The sequence below is a fragment of the Anaerosolibacter carboniphilus genome (assembly GCF_014205875.1).
GTDB lineage: Bacteria > Bacillota > Clostridia > Peptostreptococcales > Thermotaleaceae > Anaerosolibacter > Anaerosolibacter carboniphilus.
The window spans coordinates 80,829-96,857 of the sequence record NZ_JACHEN010000022.1 but is presented as its reverse complement, the minus strand read 5'-3'; the positions used below and the strand labels follow the sequence as shown (position 1 = coordinate 96,857).

The 16,029-nt window shown below is 37.5% G+C and carries 16 protein-coding genes; 1 reads left to right on the top strand and 15 read right to left on the bottom strand.

The genetic code is table 11. From position 1 onward, the window contains the following. Window positions 1-449: 449 nt before the first annotated feature. A complete protein-coding gene (locus HNQ80_RS16900; RefSeq protein WP_184311849.1) occupies window positions 450-1,346 on the bottom strand; it encodes an amidohydrolase family protein in 897 nt (298 codons plus the stop codon). 252 nt (window positions 1,347-1,598) lie between these two features. On the opposite strand from HNQ80_RS16900, the gene HNQ80_RS16895 reads away from it, so the two are divergent. Continuing rightward, window positions 1,599-2,318: a DUF1638 domain-containing protein gene (locus tag HNQ80_RS16895; protein WP_184311848.1), complete on the top strand. Its 720-nt coding sequence runs from the start codon at window positions 1,599-1,601 to the stop codon at window positions 2,316-2,318. Window positions 2,319-2,390: 72 nt separating this feature from the next. Here HNQ80_RS16895 and HNQ80_RS16890 read toward each other — a convergent pair whose 3' ends face one another. From HNQ80_RS16890 to HNQ80_RS16825, 14 genes are all read right to left on the bottom strand, one after another. Next, entirely contained in the window at window positions 2,391-4,232 is a 1,842-nt protein-coding gene (locus HNQ80_RS16890) for an ASKHA domain-containing protein (RefSeq protein ID WP_330602918.1), read from the bottom strand. A 52-nt stretch (window positions 4,233-4,284) separates the two neighbouring features. Then, window positions 4,285-4,983: a GntR family transcriptional regulator gene (locus tag HNQ80_RS16885; RefSeq protein ID WP_184311847.1), complete on the bottom strand. Its 699-nt coding sequence runs from the start codon at window positions 4,981-4,983 to the stop codon at window positions 4,285-4,287. A 13-nt stretch (window positions 4,984-4,996) separates the two neighbouring features. Then, window positions 4,997-5,656 carry a cobalamin B12-binding domain-containing protein gene (locus HNQ80_RS16880; RefSeq protein ID WP_184311846.1) on the bottom strand — a complete coding sequence of 220 codons (660 nt, stop codon included), beginning with the start codon at window positions 5,654-5,656 and terminating at the stop codon, window positions 4,997-4,999. A gap of 219 nt (window positions 5,657-5,875) precedes the next feature. Further along, window positions 5,876-6,019, bottom strand: a complete 144-nt coding sequence (locus HNQ80_RS16875; RefSeq protein ID WP_184311845.1) for a hypothetical protein — start codon at window positions 6,017-6,019, stop codon at window positions 5,876-5,878. 14 nt (window positions 6,020-6,033) lie between these two features. Then, entirely contained in the window at window positions 6,034-7,188 is a 1,155-nt protein-coding gene (locus HNQ80_RS16870; protein WP_184311844.1) for a uroporphyrinogen decarboxylase family protein, read from the bottom strand. Window positions 7,189-7,383: 195 nt separating this feature from the next. Continuing rightward, on the bottom strand, window positions 7,384-8,772 hold the full coding sequence (locus tag HNQ80_RS16865; protein WP_184311843.1) for an SLC13 family permease: 1,389 nt from the start codon (window positions 8,770-8,772) through the stop codon (window positions 7,384-7,386). 725 nt (window positions 8,773-9,497) lie between these two features. Beyond that, entirely contained in the window at window positions 9,498-9,920 is a 423-nt protein-coding gene (locus HNQ80_RS16860) for a VOC family protein (RefSeq protein ID WP_184311842.1), read from the bottom strand. 310 nt (window positions 9,921-10,230) lie between these two features. Further along, the gene (locus HNQ80_RS16855; RefSeq protein WP_184311841.1) at window positions 10,231-10,755 is read right to left on the bottom strand and encodes a GNAT family N-acetyltransferase; all 525 of its coding nucleotides are present in this window, start codon (window positions 10,753-10,755) and stop codon (window positions 10,231-10,233) included. A 105-nt stretch (window positions 10,756-10,860) separates the two neighbouring features. After that, window positions 10,861-11,334 (bottom strand): GNAT family N-acetyltransferase, encoded by a 474-nt coding sequence (locus tag HNQ80_RS16850; protein WP_184311840.1) that lies wholly within the window; start codon window positions 11,332-11,334, stop codon window positions 10,861-10,863. 335 nt (window positions 11,335-11,669) lie between these two features. Beyond that, window positions 11,670-12,836: an MFS transporter gene (locus HNQ80_RS16845; protein WP_184311839.1), complete on the bottom strand. Its 1,167-nt coding sequence runs from the start codon at window positions 12,834-12,836 to the stop codon at window positions 11,670-11,672. 216 nt (window positions 12,837-13,052) lie between these two features. Beyond that, complete coding sequence (locus HNQ80_RS16840) at window positions 13,053-13,196, bottom strand: hypothetical protein (protein ID WP_184311838.1); 144 nt, start codon at window positions 13,194-13,196, stop codon at window positions 13,053-13,055. Window positions 13,197-13,209: 13 nt separating this feature from the next. Beyond that, a complete protein-coding gene (locus HNQ80_RS16835) occupies window positions 13,210-14,370 on the bottom strand; it encodes a uroporphyrinogen decarboxylase family protein (protein WP_184311837.1) in 1,161 nt (386 codons plus the stop codon). Between the two features lies 1 nt (window position 14,371). Beyond that, window positions 14,372-15,010, bottom strand: a complete 639-nt coding sequence (locus HNQ80_RS16830) for a cobalamin B12-binding domain-containing protein (protein ID WP_184311836.1) — start codon at window positions 15,008-15,010, stop codon at window positions 14,372-14,374. A gap of 177 nt (window positions 15,011-15,187) precedes the next feature. Continuing rightward, on the bottom strand, window positions 15,188-15,997 hold the full coding sequence (locus HNQ80_RS16825; protein WP_184311835.1) for a methyltetrahydrofolate cobalamin methyltransferase: 810 nt from the start codon (window positions 15,995-15,997) through the stop codon (window positions 15,188-15,190). Window positions 15,998-16,029: the final 32 nt, after the last annotated feature.

The following is a 16,029-nucleotide window of genomic DNA, read 5'->3' as shown; positions in this document are numbered from 1 at the left end:
TCCTTCCAGATTTATATACCCACTGACATGATTATTCGGACTTTTTTAAGATAGAAAATGGATAATCCATCTAACTATATATTACAAGGGAACGCGCCCCTGTGCCGTTCCAGATTATTGACTGTCTATCAACGGAACGCCACAGGGGGCGCTCCCTACCCAGGATAACAGCTGGGTTGATATCTGTGGTCTGCGGGCGAACACTGTTCGCCCCTACCAATAGACATGGCTTTTTGTAGGGATCGGCGCCCTCGCCGTTCCGTGGTTTTAAATCCCTCTTTTTCGGAACGATGGGGGCATCGTTCCCTACAGAAAACATGATAAATTGATCTATCGTAGGGTTGGACGGCCCTGTCCGACCAATGTTGTTATGTCATATTTTTCTACAATTGTTCATTGTAAATAGGATACAACATCCTTATAGAATTTTAATCAATCCAAATAGACTTTTACTTTATTACAGATAATTCATCGAACTGCAATCCTAATGCCTCCAGGCCATTTTCCAGACACATCTTTTCTATATCCTCTTGCTTCAAACCAATTCTTTTAAAATGTTCTATTTCATCTATCAGACCACTTCCATGACCCACCCGATATGCGCCTGCATCGCTTCCTAGCACTACCTTTATTCCCATTTCTATGGCCTTTGCAATGTTCTCCAGCTGCTCTTCATATACTCTTTGAATCGTTCCTCTTTCTTCTATAAATTTATCATCATCAGAATAGACAATGTTCCCCAATGGAGACAAAGTCGGCACCCATATGATATCTCTTTCAGCCATACCATAAAGTTCTGCTTCCGATATCAAATAACCATGTTCAATGGTAGTAACCCCTGCTTTTATAGCTCTCTCAACCCCTTCTTTTCCATTGGCATGCACCATGACTGGCATGTGATTATCCCTTGCAAAGGCAACCATATGTTTTAACTCACCCAATGTAAACGCTGTTTCTCCAACATCTCCATACTTATTAAAATTCACAATCCCAGTCAAAATAATCTTTAAATGATCTGGTTTATGGTCAAGAAGAATTTTTAACGCTTCTTTTATGCTATGCATATCCTTTACTGGTTTACCTAAAAAAGATCCATAGCTGCCCTCCTTATATAAGGCATGGATGGGTGATTTATAAATCATACCTTCCGCTTTGGCTGCTTCTCTAGCAATCTGTGAGACTGACATGCTATCTCCACCATCTCTTAAAATATAAATATTTCGTTTCTTATATTCTTTTAAAATATTACTGGTCCATTGAAATTTCTGCTCCATACTCGCACATTGCCAAGATTGGCGAGTATAAATATTGTTGAGGGCTATGTGAATATGTGCGTCAACTAGCAATTTTTCTCCCTCCTCTCCGCTAGATACTTGATTATAAAAAAACAAGATTGATACAGCCTGTTTTTTTGCATATACAATTTGATTTCATGCTATCCTATTGCAATATTTTCTGTCAATATTCTTTATCATTCTGTAATGAATACTTTTAAAGCATTCTCTCTTGACAATCTTTGGAAGTGGCAATATTCTAAATATATAGACAACAATTTGTGCAAAGACAAAGGTAATACAAGGTTAAAAGGGGGCAAAAAAATGAATAGCTTAATCGTAGCCTGCAAAACTATTGGGGATGAGCTAAACATGGCCATTCGCGAAACAGGATGTAATTATCCTATACTATGGATTGAGTCAGGGCTGCATTTATATCCAGACTCATTGAGAAAACGATTGCAAGAAGAACTGAATCATTTATCCAATGTCGATCAGGTCCTTCTGGCCTTTGGCTTTTGTGGTAACTCCCTCGTGGGGCTAACTGCCTCGAACTATCGTCTCATTTTTCCCCATGTTGATGACTGTATCACATTACTCCTTGGCTCTACCGAGAGGCGCAAGGAAATATCCAATGAAGCAGGCACTTACTTTCTTACCAAAGGATGGATAGATTTCGAAAAAAATATCTGGGTGGAATATCAAGAAACAGTATCTCGTTACGGGCAAGCAAGAGCTGATAGAATTTACAAGACAATTCTCCAACATTATAAACGATTAGGAATCATAGACACGGGTGCCTATGAATTAGAAAATCTATTAGAAAGTTCAGAACTAATGGCAAAGGATTTGAAACTAAATCATGAAGTGTTTCCAGGAACCTTAAGATACATGAAAAAACTATTGATGGGTCCTTGGGATGAAGAGTTTGTAGTCATTGAGCCTGGAGAAAGCGTAACCCTAGGTCATGTTTATGGAAATCTAGCCAAGGCTGCAAGTGCTGTTTCCCTCCGCTGTTCCCATGCGGCCGCTGGATCTGCATAAAAATATTTTTACAAACTCAAAAATCCTATAAATGAAAGATGGCTCTTTCCTTTATAGGATTTTTATCGCAGTTTATTTAAAATTCATAGATCGAGCAAAAATCGTTGAAAATTTAGGATAAGATCCCAATTCTACAAATTCCACAGCATCGGCAATATTTGCAGTCCGCCCGTATTCGCTCGCTGAAAGCAGCGCCAATTTTGCTCCTGTACCGGCAGCGTTTCCTACATTTTTGATCTTGCCTTCCAGTTCCTTAGGAATAAGACCTAAAGAACATGCGCTATGAGGATTCATATAATTGCCAAAAGCCCCTGCCAATAGTACTTCTTTAATTTCTTCTACACTTATTCCATACTTTTCCATAAGTATGTTGATCCCTGCGGCCATTGCACCCTTTGCAAGCTGGAATTCTCGTATATCCTGCTGTGTAATCAAGATTGGTCTTCCATGGGCAGTGATCTCTTCATCAGCCAGTAAAAAAGCATATGTCCCCTCATACTGGATAATATGGCTTTTGAATACTTCTGCCTTCGCATTTGTTATTTTGTCAGGATGTAAAAACTTACCCTTTTCATTAATAATGCCCATTTCAGAGAGTCCTGCAATTGCATCCAAGAGTCCTGAACCGCAGATACCCTGAGGCTTTACTTGACCAATGACAGTGTATTCCAGTTCTTCTCCAAAGACCACATGATCTATGGCACCTATAGCGCCTCTCATTCCGCTGCTGATTTGAGCACCTTCAAAAGCTGGCCCAGCAGCACATGAGCAAGTAAATAATTTATGCTTGGATCCAAGAACAATTTCTCCATTAGTTCCAATATCAACTACAAGCTTAATCTCTTCACTTCGATCCATTTCTGTTGCTAAAAGTACTGCTACCGTATCTGCCCCCACAAAGCCTGCAATATTCGGCAAAACCAAAATTTTTCCTGTTTTGTTGATTGTAATATGCAGACTTTCGGCATTCAGCACCAATGGGTCACTGATGGTAGGTATATACGGTGATTTGGAAATATACCGAGGATTTAAGCCTAAAAAAAGATGATGCATACAAGTATTTCCTGCAATCGTCACAACATAAATATCCTCAACATTTATATCCGCTTTTTCAGCAGCTTCCTTTATCAATCGATTAATCCCTTTGATCACTTCAAAATGAAGGGTTTCTAATCCATTTTTCTCCTGTTCTGTATAGCTGATACGGCTTATGACATCTGCTCCAAATTTGGCCTGGGGATTCAGTGTAGAAACAACACTCAACTCTTTTCCTGAATAGAGATCGATCAGGAATCCCACGATGGTAGTCGTGCCAATATCAAAAGCCATACCAATCAAAGTCTTCGTTGTATCCTGCTGTTCAATTCCTAAAATTTGGCGACCATATGTAATTGCAGTAATATGATACTGAGCAGTTCGCAATGTTTCCGGTATTTGATTTAAAACAGGTATTTGCACATCCAACGCAGCTGCATGTTCACCTTGAAAGAGGCTTTCTCGTAAACGTCTCCAATCTGATTGATGATCCCCAAGGGATGGCTTCTTCACCTCAATATATCTTTTTGTGATATGGGGCTCAATCCTCATAGACCGTTCTTCTGCTGCCATCAAAATTTGATGTTTTACATCATTTACTCTTAATAGCTCTACACTGATATCACTGTAAATTTCTGTGAAACAGGCGAGGTGAATACCCTCATTGATTTCCTTTTCACTAAGGAATTCTCTTTCCATATGATCAGACTGAATGGCACCCTCTAAAATTCGGAACCGGCACTTACCACATCTTCTTCCGCCGCCGCAGGGAAAATCAAAATCGATTCCTGCTTCGCTAATTGCTTTCATGACAGTGGTTCCCCCAGGAACTTCAATCATTCGTCCCACTGACTGAAAATTTACTTTGTACTTTTCCAAGGTACTCCCTCCCCTTTTAGGTTATACCGAGTATATACGATCAATCATGTACTTACTGACTAATGCCATGCAATTTTATATAATCTCCTCTAAAATAAGTTATTCCTAAACCCATAGGCTTATCCTTGCTATCATATAACTTTTGTTCTACTACCAATAGCGAAAGATCATCATATATATTTAGCATTTTTTTTGTTTTTTCTTCCGGCGTTCTTGCATAAATCATCAGCTCTTTTTTCATAGCAAAAAGAGACATGTTTTTGGATATCATTTCTGGGAATGTAGCTTCCTTGATCTCCTTCTCTACGATAGGCATCCCCTTTTGATATATCAAATACTTCACATCATAGGCCATAGGTTCTCCATCCGTATAAAACAATCGGCGAATCATAATTACTTTCTTTTTTTTACTAATTTGCAAGCTATGGGCTAATTCGTCGTGAGGCATAACAATATCTACACCCAACAGTTTCGTATTATCAACGTTATTAATTAAATTATTCATCTCATCATAGTAAATCGTATATTTATTGTATTCAGGTTTTTTAACATAATATCCTTTGCCAGGAATCGAATAGATATACCCATCATTGGCCAGGATAGCGAGACCTTTCCTTACTGTCATTCGGCTAGTAGCATACTCATTACATAAAGCTGTCTCTGATGGTATGTCATCACCCGGTTTCAGTTTCCCACTATTAATCTTCTCACGGATATCTTCAACTATTATCATATATACTGGACTTTTCATAATTTACTACTCCCTATTTATTCTTGTGTTTCATCCAATTTTGACATATCTTAACGCCCTCAGAAGCATCGTTGGCAAAACTATCAGCCCCAATATAATTACATATGTCTTTTGTAATATGATTGGCACCTATTATAATTTTTACGCCATTTTTTATACCCATTTCAGTAAAAGCATCTACTACTTCCTTCATTGAATCAACCGTATACGTTAATACACCGCTTAGTCCTACAATGTCAGGTTTATGATCTATAACCTTTTTTACAAATAATTCCTTCGAAACATCCACCCCAAGATCAATCACTTCAAAGCCGTTCACCTCTAGCATACCCTTGAATATCTCTTTTCCTATATCATGGATATCCCCTTTCACTGTACCTAAAACTACTTTTCCAATTCTTTTTCGATCCGTGCTCTGAAAATGTTCCTTCATTTTATCTAGCTCTAAAACCTCTTTAAAAATCAATCCCGCCACAATCAAATCTGCTATGTAATAATCTTTTCTCTCATATAATTGTCCTACTCTGCCCATACCTTCATTGATAATTTCCAACAGATCTAATGGTTCTATTCCGGCATCTAAGGCTTTGGCAGCTAGTTCTGTCACTCTTTCTTCATCTAATTGCTCTACATATTCAATAATCGATTCCTTTAATTTCATTAGATTATCCATCTTATCCTCCATCAACCCTTAATATTTTATTACTTATCCACAACGATACATAACAACAAGTCCATTATGTATCGTTAAACAACCATATTACGCTTCCATCTTCAAAGGATATACACCATCCATATGTGATACATACTTATTCTATTATGATTGTAAAATTCCTTTATCGATATTACACAATATTCAAAATATGGCTGTACATACTGTTCCTATCAAGGGTTATAAAAATAATGTTATAATAAAGTTAAACATCATCTCCTCATATTGCTGCACTTTAGGTGCCATCACCTTTTCAATTTTATCGTCAATTTCTGGATGTACTGCCATATATGCTTCCCATGACTTATAATATTCCGTATTCATATCCCATCTCCTTTCTAATAAATCGCCTTCTCAGCCACATACTGCAGTACCGCCTGTAGATTTTCAATATTCACACTATCAACAGTTATAATGCTTTTATCGAAACCAAAGTAATACTTCCCTCCTGGTGCAAGAATTTCATTCAGTTCTTTTGCCTTATCAACACACTGCTGCTTCGTTCCTGTTTTTAATAATGTAAGGGGATAAAATCCTGTAAGAATATGCTTCTTTCCTAGCTTTTCTTTTACGCGCTTTGGATCTCCAAATTCAAACATCAGCCTTGTATTTTCAGGAAGTTCATATAGATAATCAACGAATCTCATCCAATCATGTTCCACAAAAAGGGTTGTCATCTGCCCTGCTGCTGCCAAATCGTCTACCAACTTCTTAAAGGTAGGCCAGTAGAATTTCTCAAAATCCTTATCACGCAAATAGGGTGCCATATGCAATGGAATAAATGTTGATGCATATTTTGATGGATTCAGCGGAAGTCCTTTTTTAACCATCATGGGTGTGACAGCCTCACAGGCGGCTACCACCTTTTCTGGGTATCTCCTCACATCGCTGGTAATACCCTTAAATCCTCTAATTAAGTCTCCTACAAAATCAAAGGGTGCGGCAGTAGCTCCTGAAAATAAAGGTGGTGCATAACCTTTTTTTTGAGACAGCTTTCCAAATATCATCCCCATGTTACTGGTTTCATCATAGTACGCTTTAAATGCTTTGGCTAATGCCACAGATTTTGAAACCGGGTTTGTATCTAATGCAGTATACAGCCTTGGTAATACTTTCTCCATGATACAATCATAGGGTGAAGCGATAAATTCATCATATTCATCTGGCTCCAACCCATGAACCTCAGGATGCTGTAGAAAACCGCTTGAACCCATGACAAAGGTTCTTGAACCTAATAGTTTATAATATGAAGGAAATCTTATTGAACTTAACGGCAGTGTATCCGAAGGAAAATCTTCACATACGCCTCCCAATATACCTTCTAACGTAGAGGTATCCCACTGTGCCTCCGCTAGGTCTCTGCCTGCATATTGAATGGCAAACTCAGATGAAAACCTTGCAGCTCCAATCGGCACTCTCTTTGGTATCTTACCATCAAAAACATCTGTAAACATTTGTATTCTTTCCTGTTGCAAACTTTTTACATCCGACATACTCCCAAGTCCCCCTTGTTCATATAGTTATGGATAAATCATTTGCCTCATCTAAATACCTTATCATACTATATCTCTATGATCTAAAGCACTCCTTGTATATACTTGTATACAGTTTTGTATATTAATTTGATTATATCAGACGATATTATCATGTCAATATCCCTATAGTCCTTTTAAGCGTATATTTTTCCATCATAGTATGCCTAGCATCGTAAGGGCTACCGGGGTCCATATTGACGTAAAGGCAATCCAGGACAAAGTAGCCAAACTGCCGCCTTTAAACATATCAAGCATGGTGTAATAGCCTGTAGAATAAGTCAACAATGGTACAGGATCAAGTGGCAGCATCATACAGCATCCCGCATAAAAAGCCATAGGTACACCAAAAGCAATGATGCTAATGTCCATGTTTGCAGCAACACTAACAAGAGGATACAGCATGATCATCACAATGGCTGGTGCAATAGGTATCGGCAGATGCAATAATGCAATAAAAATGCCTAAAATACCTAGTAGCAATACGATACTTATATCCTGTGGAACATCGAAGAAGTTCTTCAGCAGCCATTCTCCTACCCCTGTCGAAACCACGGCACTGCTCACAGAGATGACACTACCTATCATCAATATGGTATTCAAACTTACGCTCTTAGAAAATTCTGGCCAGTTGAGTATATCAATACCAGGCAAAAACATGATGGCCAATCCAATGATGGCTACGATTGTGACATCCAAGGCTGGAATCCACGAACTAAGAACCCAAAATGCCAACATTCCTAAAATAATTGCTGCTACTTTTTTATCTAATGGCTCCATCTTATTTTCCACACTATAGCCTTGAATAAATTCATTTATCTTATCTGGATTCATGTTCATGGGTTTATATATTTTTACTAGAATAAACCAAGTCATTGGCAAAAGTACAATTGCAATAGGAATCCCAATGAGCATCCACTCAACAAAACTGATATGAGCATTGCTATATTCTTTCATCAAGTTCAATGTGAGAATATTGATGGAGCTTCCGGCGGGCGTCATGATACCCCCAATCATTCCTGCAAAGGGAATTGCAATCATGAAAGTTCTTCCTATACTTTTTCTGATGTTCTCCTGATCAGCAAGATCTACTAACCCCAAGGCCAGGCCCATAAATAATGCTGTAGCAGGCACATTTGACATAATGGAAGAAATGAGGCATGTGGCACTCATAAATGCAAAAAGGATTGTATTCGTATTTGTACCAAATCTTTTTAACAGGAAGAATAACATTCTTTTTGCGATGGATGATTTTGTGATGGCATAGGATACACCAAAGTTCGCTATAACAAAGAATATTACAGGATTCGAAAAAGCAGCCACAGAGTTTTTTAAATTTGTGATGCCAAGAATAGGTTGAAGCACCAACAACAGCATGCTCGTTATCCCTAGGGGAATCGCCTCTGTTAACCAAAGAACCAGCGCAATTGCCAGTAATATAAGTACATCCTTTCCTTCACCCGTTAAGCCTGGTATCTCTCCTATGAAAAAACCTGATATAAAGATGAATATACCTAGTATGATTCCTAATATTCTCTTATCCATTTAAACACCCCATTCATTTAATTTGATGGCTGGATTTTGTTTAAATTATGTCATAGCGATTCTACAAAACGTCATGATCTTCATATGCCGATCATTGTCATCTTACAAGACCGCTGATCTTGATGAAAAATTTTTTCTTCTCTTGTGTAAACGTTTGCCTATTAAGCAAAATTAACTGAGTTACCTCCTCCCACGATATTTTCACAACACCCTTGCTCTTTAGATTGCAATGACTACATTCAATCCCCTCCCCCTTTTCATAGTTCTTTATCATTTTTTAGGGTATTTTATCTACATGTATATACAGGTTAATGTTAAAAAAATACCATTCTGTAGTTTAGAAAGGATTAATCTGTACTGGTTTCTTAATCGCTTCTAATACTTAAATGGTATCTGCTCATACGGTTTATATCTATTTAATTGTTATATATTCTAGGATAAAACAGAATCAATGGATTGTCAATGTTATTCTGAATATTCTGTACATCATTTTTACTTTTTTTATTTTTTCTTGGTCCAAGATAACCTGGAAGGTTTTATTTTATTTGCCTCAATCAAGAACAAAGCATTTCATTCTATAAAATAGTTGAAGATACCATATGAATACCATAGACATTTGCTAGAGCAAGGACATAATATAAAACATCGTATAATTCCTCTTCAATTGACCCTTTTATATTAGAATCTTTGGATCAAAATTCTAATGTCTTCAATCTATCCTCTTGTCACTTCATCCGTTTCATAATCGGATGATCTTCTTTCAGTTCTAGTAAATCCCATAAGTTCCCATATAAATCTTTAAATACAGCAACAGTACCATAGGATTGCTCTTTTGGCTCTCTCACAAATTCTATTCCCTTTGAGACCATCTCATTATAATCTCTCCAGAAATCATCTGTATTTAAAAATAGAAACACTCTCCCCCCCGACTGATTACCAATAAATAGCTCTTGTTCAGGCTTAGATGCTCTCGCTAGTAATATAGTTGTCCCAACTGATCCAGGTGGAGATACAACTACCCATCGTTTATCCTGCTCCGGTTGATAAGTATCTTCGATTAGCGTAAAGTTAAGTTTCTCTGTGTAAAACGCGATTGCCTCATCATAATCTTTCACAACTAGGGCTATGTGCACAATTGATTGAATCATTTTCTCAATTCCTCCTATAGGTAATCTCTCTTATTCATCAGAAATATCTCATATGCAAGCAAATGAAAATTGACTTTGTTCATGTAAATTCCCATAGTACTTTTCATTTTTACGATTATTCTCATTTGAAAATTTGATATTTATATTTTTACACAAAATAACAAAAATGTAAAATTAAAAAGGATCCAAGAATGGCATAGAGAATTATAAGGAATTGTTCTCTGTATCCACTTTTCATAATCATGATGAAAACTCATAAAAAATCTCCCTGCTTATATTATAAAATTCATAGTGTCTATTAGGCTAAATTCTACAGTAAGTCGATCCAATATCTTTGTGTAATTCGTTCTCCCTCTAATACTTCGTTTTCCAACACGCCTCCATTACAGATGGTCGTCTTTGCTGATGCAATATTTTCTTTATTACAAGTAATAAGTACTTTTTCCATGTTCATAGTTTTACATTCTTCCAAAGCCAAACGAAGCATTTCTTTTGCATACCCTTTTTGGCGTTCAGACTTTCTTACGCTGTATCCAATATGCCCTCCAAATTGAAACAAATACTCATTTAATCGATGTCGAATATCTATCATGCCAATTACTCTATTGTCTGAACGTCTTACTGCTAAGTATGTAGAAGCTGGTACACGGCCTTCTCTCACCGTTTCTTCTTTTGCGTTATCCATAAGCATAGCAAACCACTCGTTAATATCTTTAATCCTTTGTAATCCAGCAGTACCATCCATACTATCGCCGTTTGTTTCAAATTCATTTTTATAATCTAATATTTGTTTTTCATATTCTTTTGTGGGAAAAATCAGTGCTATCGATTCCATAAAAACCCTCCTTGACATGAGTGAAATGTACATATCGTTGCATGTAACTATTAAACCTTGATTCTCATTATCAGCATAAATTTAGGTGTTAAATTTTTGGTAATTCTATGCCCTTATCTTCATGGTCATCCAAATAATCTCATCCGCTTCATCTCTTTGGGCTTCATCTTTTATAAAGCCCATCTTCTCATAAAAGTCATACCCTGTTCTACTGCTTGGCACATGTAGGAAATCAATATTCATATTTTTAGCCTCATGAAAAAGATAGTTAAATAATGCTTTACCTATACCATTCTTATGATGTTCTGGTTTTACATGGAAGTTCGAAACACTATACTTAGGGGTAGCTGTATCTCCAAAATTAGCAAGAGCACCTGTAGCGACTATTTCTCCTTCAATTTCAACAACATAAATATCTTTCCAAGTCATTTGTTGTCTTAGATCCTCTATCTTATTTCGATCTCTAAACTTCTCTACAATTTCACGTGCATGTTTCTGAATCATCACTTCGTCAAAATTCCGTTGGATAATATGAGCAACCTCTTCAAGATCCCCCTCATTAATTTTTCGGATAAACATGGCTTCTCCCCCTTTGAATGCAAGTTGATTTTTATTGTTATCTATTATATCATAGAAACTAGAAAATTTTTACAGTTACTACAGATGGTTCGTTTTACGATTAAGGATATTCATGCTTTAGTAATAGAGGCGTGAATTGTAATGGATTTATCCATTTTAAAAGAATTTTATAGTCCATACTATGAACAAAAAGATATGGACAATCGCTATGTTACCATTTCTTAAACTCTCCAAGAAAACGCAGATAGCTTTCATATTTTCATAAAAAAGGGGCTATCTTCTTCAATAATTTATTCAATCATTTCGAGATAGCTCCTTATTTTAATGCTTTTTAATTATTCCCCATCTACTGCATTACTTGGCCTCATTTCAAGCCTTCTTGCCTGTACCAATAATAACAATCCCCCTATTAATATACCTACACCTGATAGTAGAAAGGAAAATCGTCCTGATCCGTTTCCTGCTAGCTGCCCAATCCAAGACAGCACCAGAGGTGATAGAAATTGTCCTAAGCTCATGGCGCTTGTTGCAATGGCAATCGCAAAAGTAGCAGCATCCTTAGGTGCGAGATTTGAAACCTTAATCATCACTGTTGGCATCGTGGTACCAAATCCTATACCCGACATAACCGCTGCCGCTAGAATCAGATGATAATTGTGAGAATAGCTTAACATAATGAATCCAATTCCTGTCAGTATTACACTGGCAGCAAGGGTAAATCTCTTAAGGGCCTGAGATACTTTTCCAAAAAATATTCCTGCAATAAGACCTCCCACCGTCATCATCGTAATTGCCACACCAGCGGAAGCGGCATTTCCTAAGTTTTCCCCTGTTATCACCATGGCTGTATTTGTAAAGAAAGAGAAAAGAAATAGACCGTAAATGAGCAGGAGAAAAGAAATCACATATACAGATATACTCAGTGAAGGTTTTTCTTTATTGCTATGGGAAGTCTTTTCCGGTTCAGGCAGTTTGAAGAATGTCAGTAGAAGCACCCCAATACCACATACATATACAAAGAAAGTATAGTGCCAGTTAATGACACTCAAGAACCCGGCGATTAGACTGGTAATAATGGCTCCCACATTTACAAAAGCACTTTGCAGGCCCATCATGGCAGCCAATTCCTCTCCATGATAGAAGTCTGCGATCAATCCTGTGGCAAGGGGCATGATAAAGCCTACTCCAATTCCCAAGACAGCCCTCATGCCTAATATAAAGGTAATACTATTGGAAAAGCTCGGGCTAACACCTCCAATGATGAACAATATCAGTCCAATGAATAAGAGTTTTCTTTTACTCATTATGCTTGAAAGCTTTCCACAAATCAATGTAAATGGTATAATCAGCAGCGCAGGCAAAGAGACAATTAACATGATAATGTTTTGCCTTGTATCGGGAAAAGCCTTACTGATATCCCCCAATGCTGGTGATGCTGCTGTCACAGCCATACTCAGCAGCGATATAGACAATATCGTAAATTTTTGTATGGTTTTATCCATGATTCGATCATCCATCCTTTTTTGTCTTTTCAGTGCAGTCACTTCAGCCTATCATTAAATTTTTATGTTGCTATCGCAGTTCTATATCCGTTACCAACAGCATATAGAGCTCTAATAGAAGCTGAAAAAGCAGCTGCAATTCCCAATATTTCATAGAATTGCAGCTACTTTTCTACCTACTACTCTCTAGAAACCTACCGGATTTATTTTATTTACCTACATCAACAGCATCATAACAAAAGCAAACATCATTTCTTCATAGCTTTGCATCTTAGGTGCCATTACATTTGCTAATCTTTTATCGATCTCTGGATGCTCTGCCACATATTGTTCCCAAGTCTTATAGTATTTTGTCTCCATATAGAATCCTCCCTTAATAATTCGCATTTTCAGCTACATACTGTAGCACAGCCTGAAGGTTCTCAGTGTTTACGCTATCAGCTGTTATGATACCCTTGTCAAAATTAAAGACATATTTTCCACCAGGTGCAAGGATGTCAATCATTTCCTTAGCCTTATCAATACATTCCTGTTTTGTACCTGTCTTTAATAATGTAATTGGATAGAAACCAGAAATGATATGTTTTTTCCCAAGCTTTTCTTTTACAATCTTAGGGTCACCATATTCAAACCACATTCTCGTATTTTCAGGCAGTTCATATAGATAATCAAGATACCGCATCCAGTCATGCTCAACAAACAACATTGAAGGATACCCCATGGCTGCTAACTCATCCACTAACTTTTTAAAGGATGGCCAGTAGAATTTCTCAAAATCCTTATCCCGAATGAAAGGTGCCATATGTAATGGAATAAAAGTAGAGCTATAGTTTGATGGCGGCTGTGGCGGTATTCCCGCTTTAATCATAAGGGGAGTTACAGCTTCAACGGCAGCCAGTACTTTATCAGGATATCTTCTGATATCACCAGTAATGTTCTTAAATCCTCTTAGTTGATCCGCCATAAAGTCAAAAGGAGCTTCTGTCAATATGTCTATACCGCCGATAGGCGAATAGCCATATTTGTCCGTCAATCTCTGTGTCATCATGCCTCCGCTGATCAACTCATCCCAATAGGCTTTAAAGGCCTTTGCAAATACTACCGATCTTTGGACTGGATTTGTATTTAGTTCCGTATAAATCCTAGGTAGTACCTTTTCCATAAGACAGTTATAAGGTGAAGCAATGAATTCATCATATTCATCCACCTCTAATCCATGAATTTCCGGATGCTGCATAAAGCCGCTGGAGCTCATGATGAAGTTCCTTGCTCCTAGCAATTGATAGTGCAATGGATTTCTCAATGAAATTCCTGCTGGATTGGTATCCGTTATGAAATTCTGACATAACTTCTCAAATACTTCTTCAAGGTTAGCAGTATTCCATTGTAATTCAGCCAAATCTTTATCTGCATATTGGATTGCGAACTCAAGGGTCAAGCCCACGTTAATAGGCACTCTTTTGGGTACTTTTCCATCATATACATCTTTAAATAATTGGGTTCTTTCCTGCTGCAAAGCTTTTACATCTGTCATACTAACACACCCACCCTTGACAGATTTTTATTCCTTCTGCTGCATTGGTTGTAAAGGCATCGGCTCCTACCAATTCACAGGCTTCTTTCGTTACAGGGTTTCCGCCTATAACAATTTTTATATCATTCCTTAAACCTGCATTCTTCAGCTCATCGATTGTATTTTTCATGGCATCAATGGCTAGGGTTAAAACGCCACTCATGCCCACAATTTGTGGCTTTACTTCCTTTACCTTTTCTACAAACGCATCTACTGACACATCAATGCCAAGGTCATGAACCTCGAAACCAGCAGCTTCTGCCATACTTCTAAAAATGTTTTTACCGATATCATGTAGATCCCCTTGTACTGTACCAAGGACGATGGTTCCTGCCTTTTCTGTGGTTCCTGATCCAATCACAGGCTTTAAGACATCAATAGCGCTGGTAAGAAGTTCCCCTGCAAAAATAAGATCCCCTACAAAATACTCACCCTTGTCAAACAAATCTCCTACAACTGCCATTCCCTGCTGACATGCATTGACCACCTTTTGTGCTTCTTCTTCACCGGGATTTGTCGCTACAAATTCATTCAGCATGTCTAACACAGTACCTTCATCAAGGTCTCCAACAGCTTGTTTTAATACATTTAAGTCCATCATACTCTCATGTCCCCCTTGTTTATTATGAATTTATTTATCCCATCTGTGATAGGAAATTCTATTAGGATATTCTACATACCTAAATAGAATAAATTCCTTGCTATACTTCGAAATCCCCTTTGAAAATAAAAGCGTTTTCCAGTGTAACAAGTAAAAAATGCTCCAATTCATTCCCTCTTATTGCTCTTTTAAAGGACCAATCTTATTTTTTCTATATGCTGTAGCGTAGTTCCTACAGTGTCTATCTCTTCCCAATAATGCTTCAGTAGCAAGCAGGGTTGCAAGCATATCTCGATTGCATGGGTCCATAATGGCTGAATCCATGCCAGCAAAAGCTGCAATGGTTAAAAAACTCTGATTTACAACCTTTCTCAAAGGCATACTAAATGAAATATTGCTCAACCCTGAAGTAATCTTAATGGTTGGATACAATCCTTTAATCGTTCTTAAAGTCTCTACAAAAGTCATCAAGGATGTATTATCAGCTGAAAGTGCCATAACGAGTGGATCTATATGTATTCTGTCAGGCGTAATGCCATATTTATCAGCCTTCTCCACTAATATTTTCGCAATGTCTACCCTTGTTTGCACATCACAAGGTATACCTCTGTTATCACAAGTTAAACCGATTACCTGCCACTCCGTTCCTTGAATAAGGGGATAAATCGTTTCACATTTACCGCCTTCTTCAGATACGGAATTGATAACACCAGGACGTTTTGCATGCTTGAAAACAGCTTCTATTGTTTTTGCATTAGGACTATCAATACATAACGGCTTATTCACTGCATCCTGGATAATGTCCATCAGCCATTTTAAAGTCTCTACCTCGAACTCTGGCGCAGTACTGGCACATACATCGATATAATCAGCCCCTGCCTCTACTTGCTTTATAGCAAGATTACGAATAAATTCTTCATTTTTCTCTTCGATGGCCTTCTTTACGCTTGGAATTGTGCCATTGACCTTTTCCCCGATAACAATCATCAAAATCCCCCACCTTTATTCAGAAATATGAT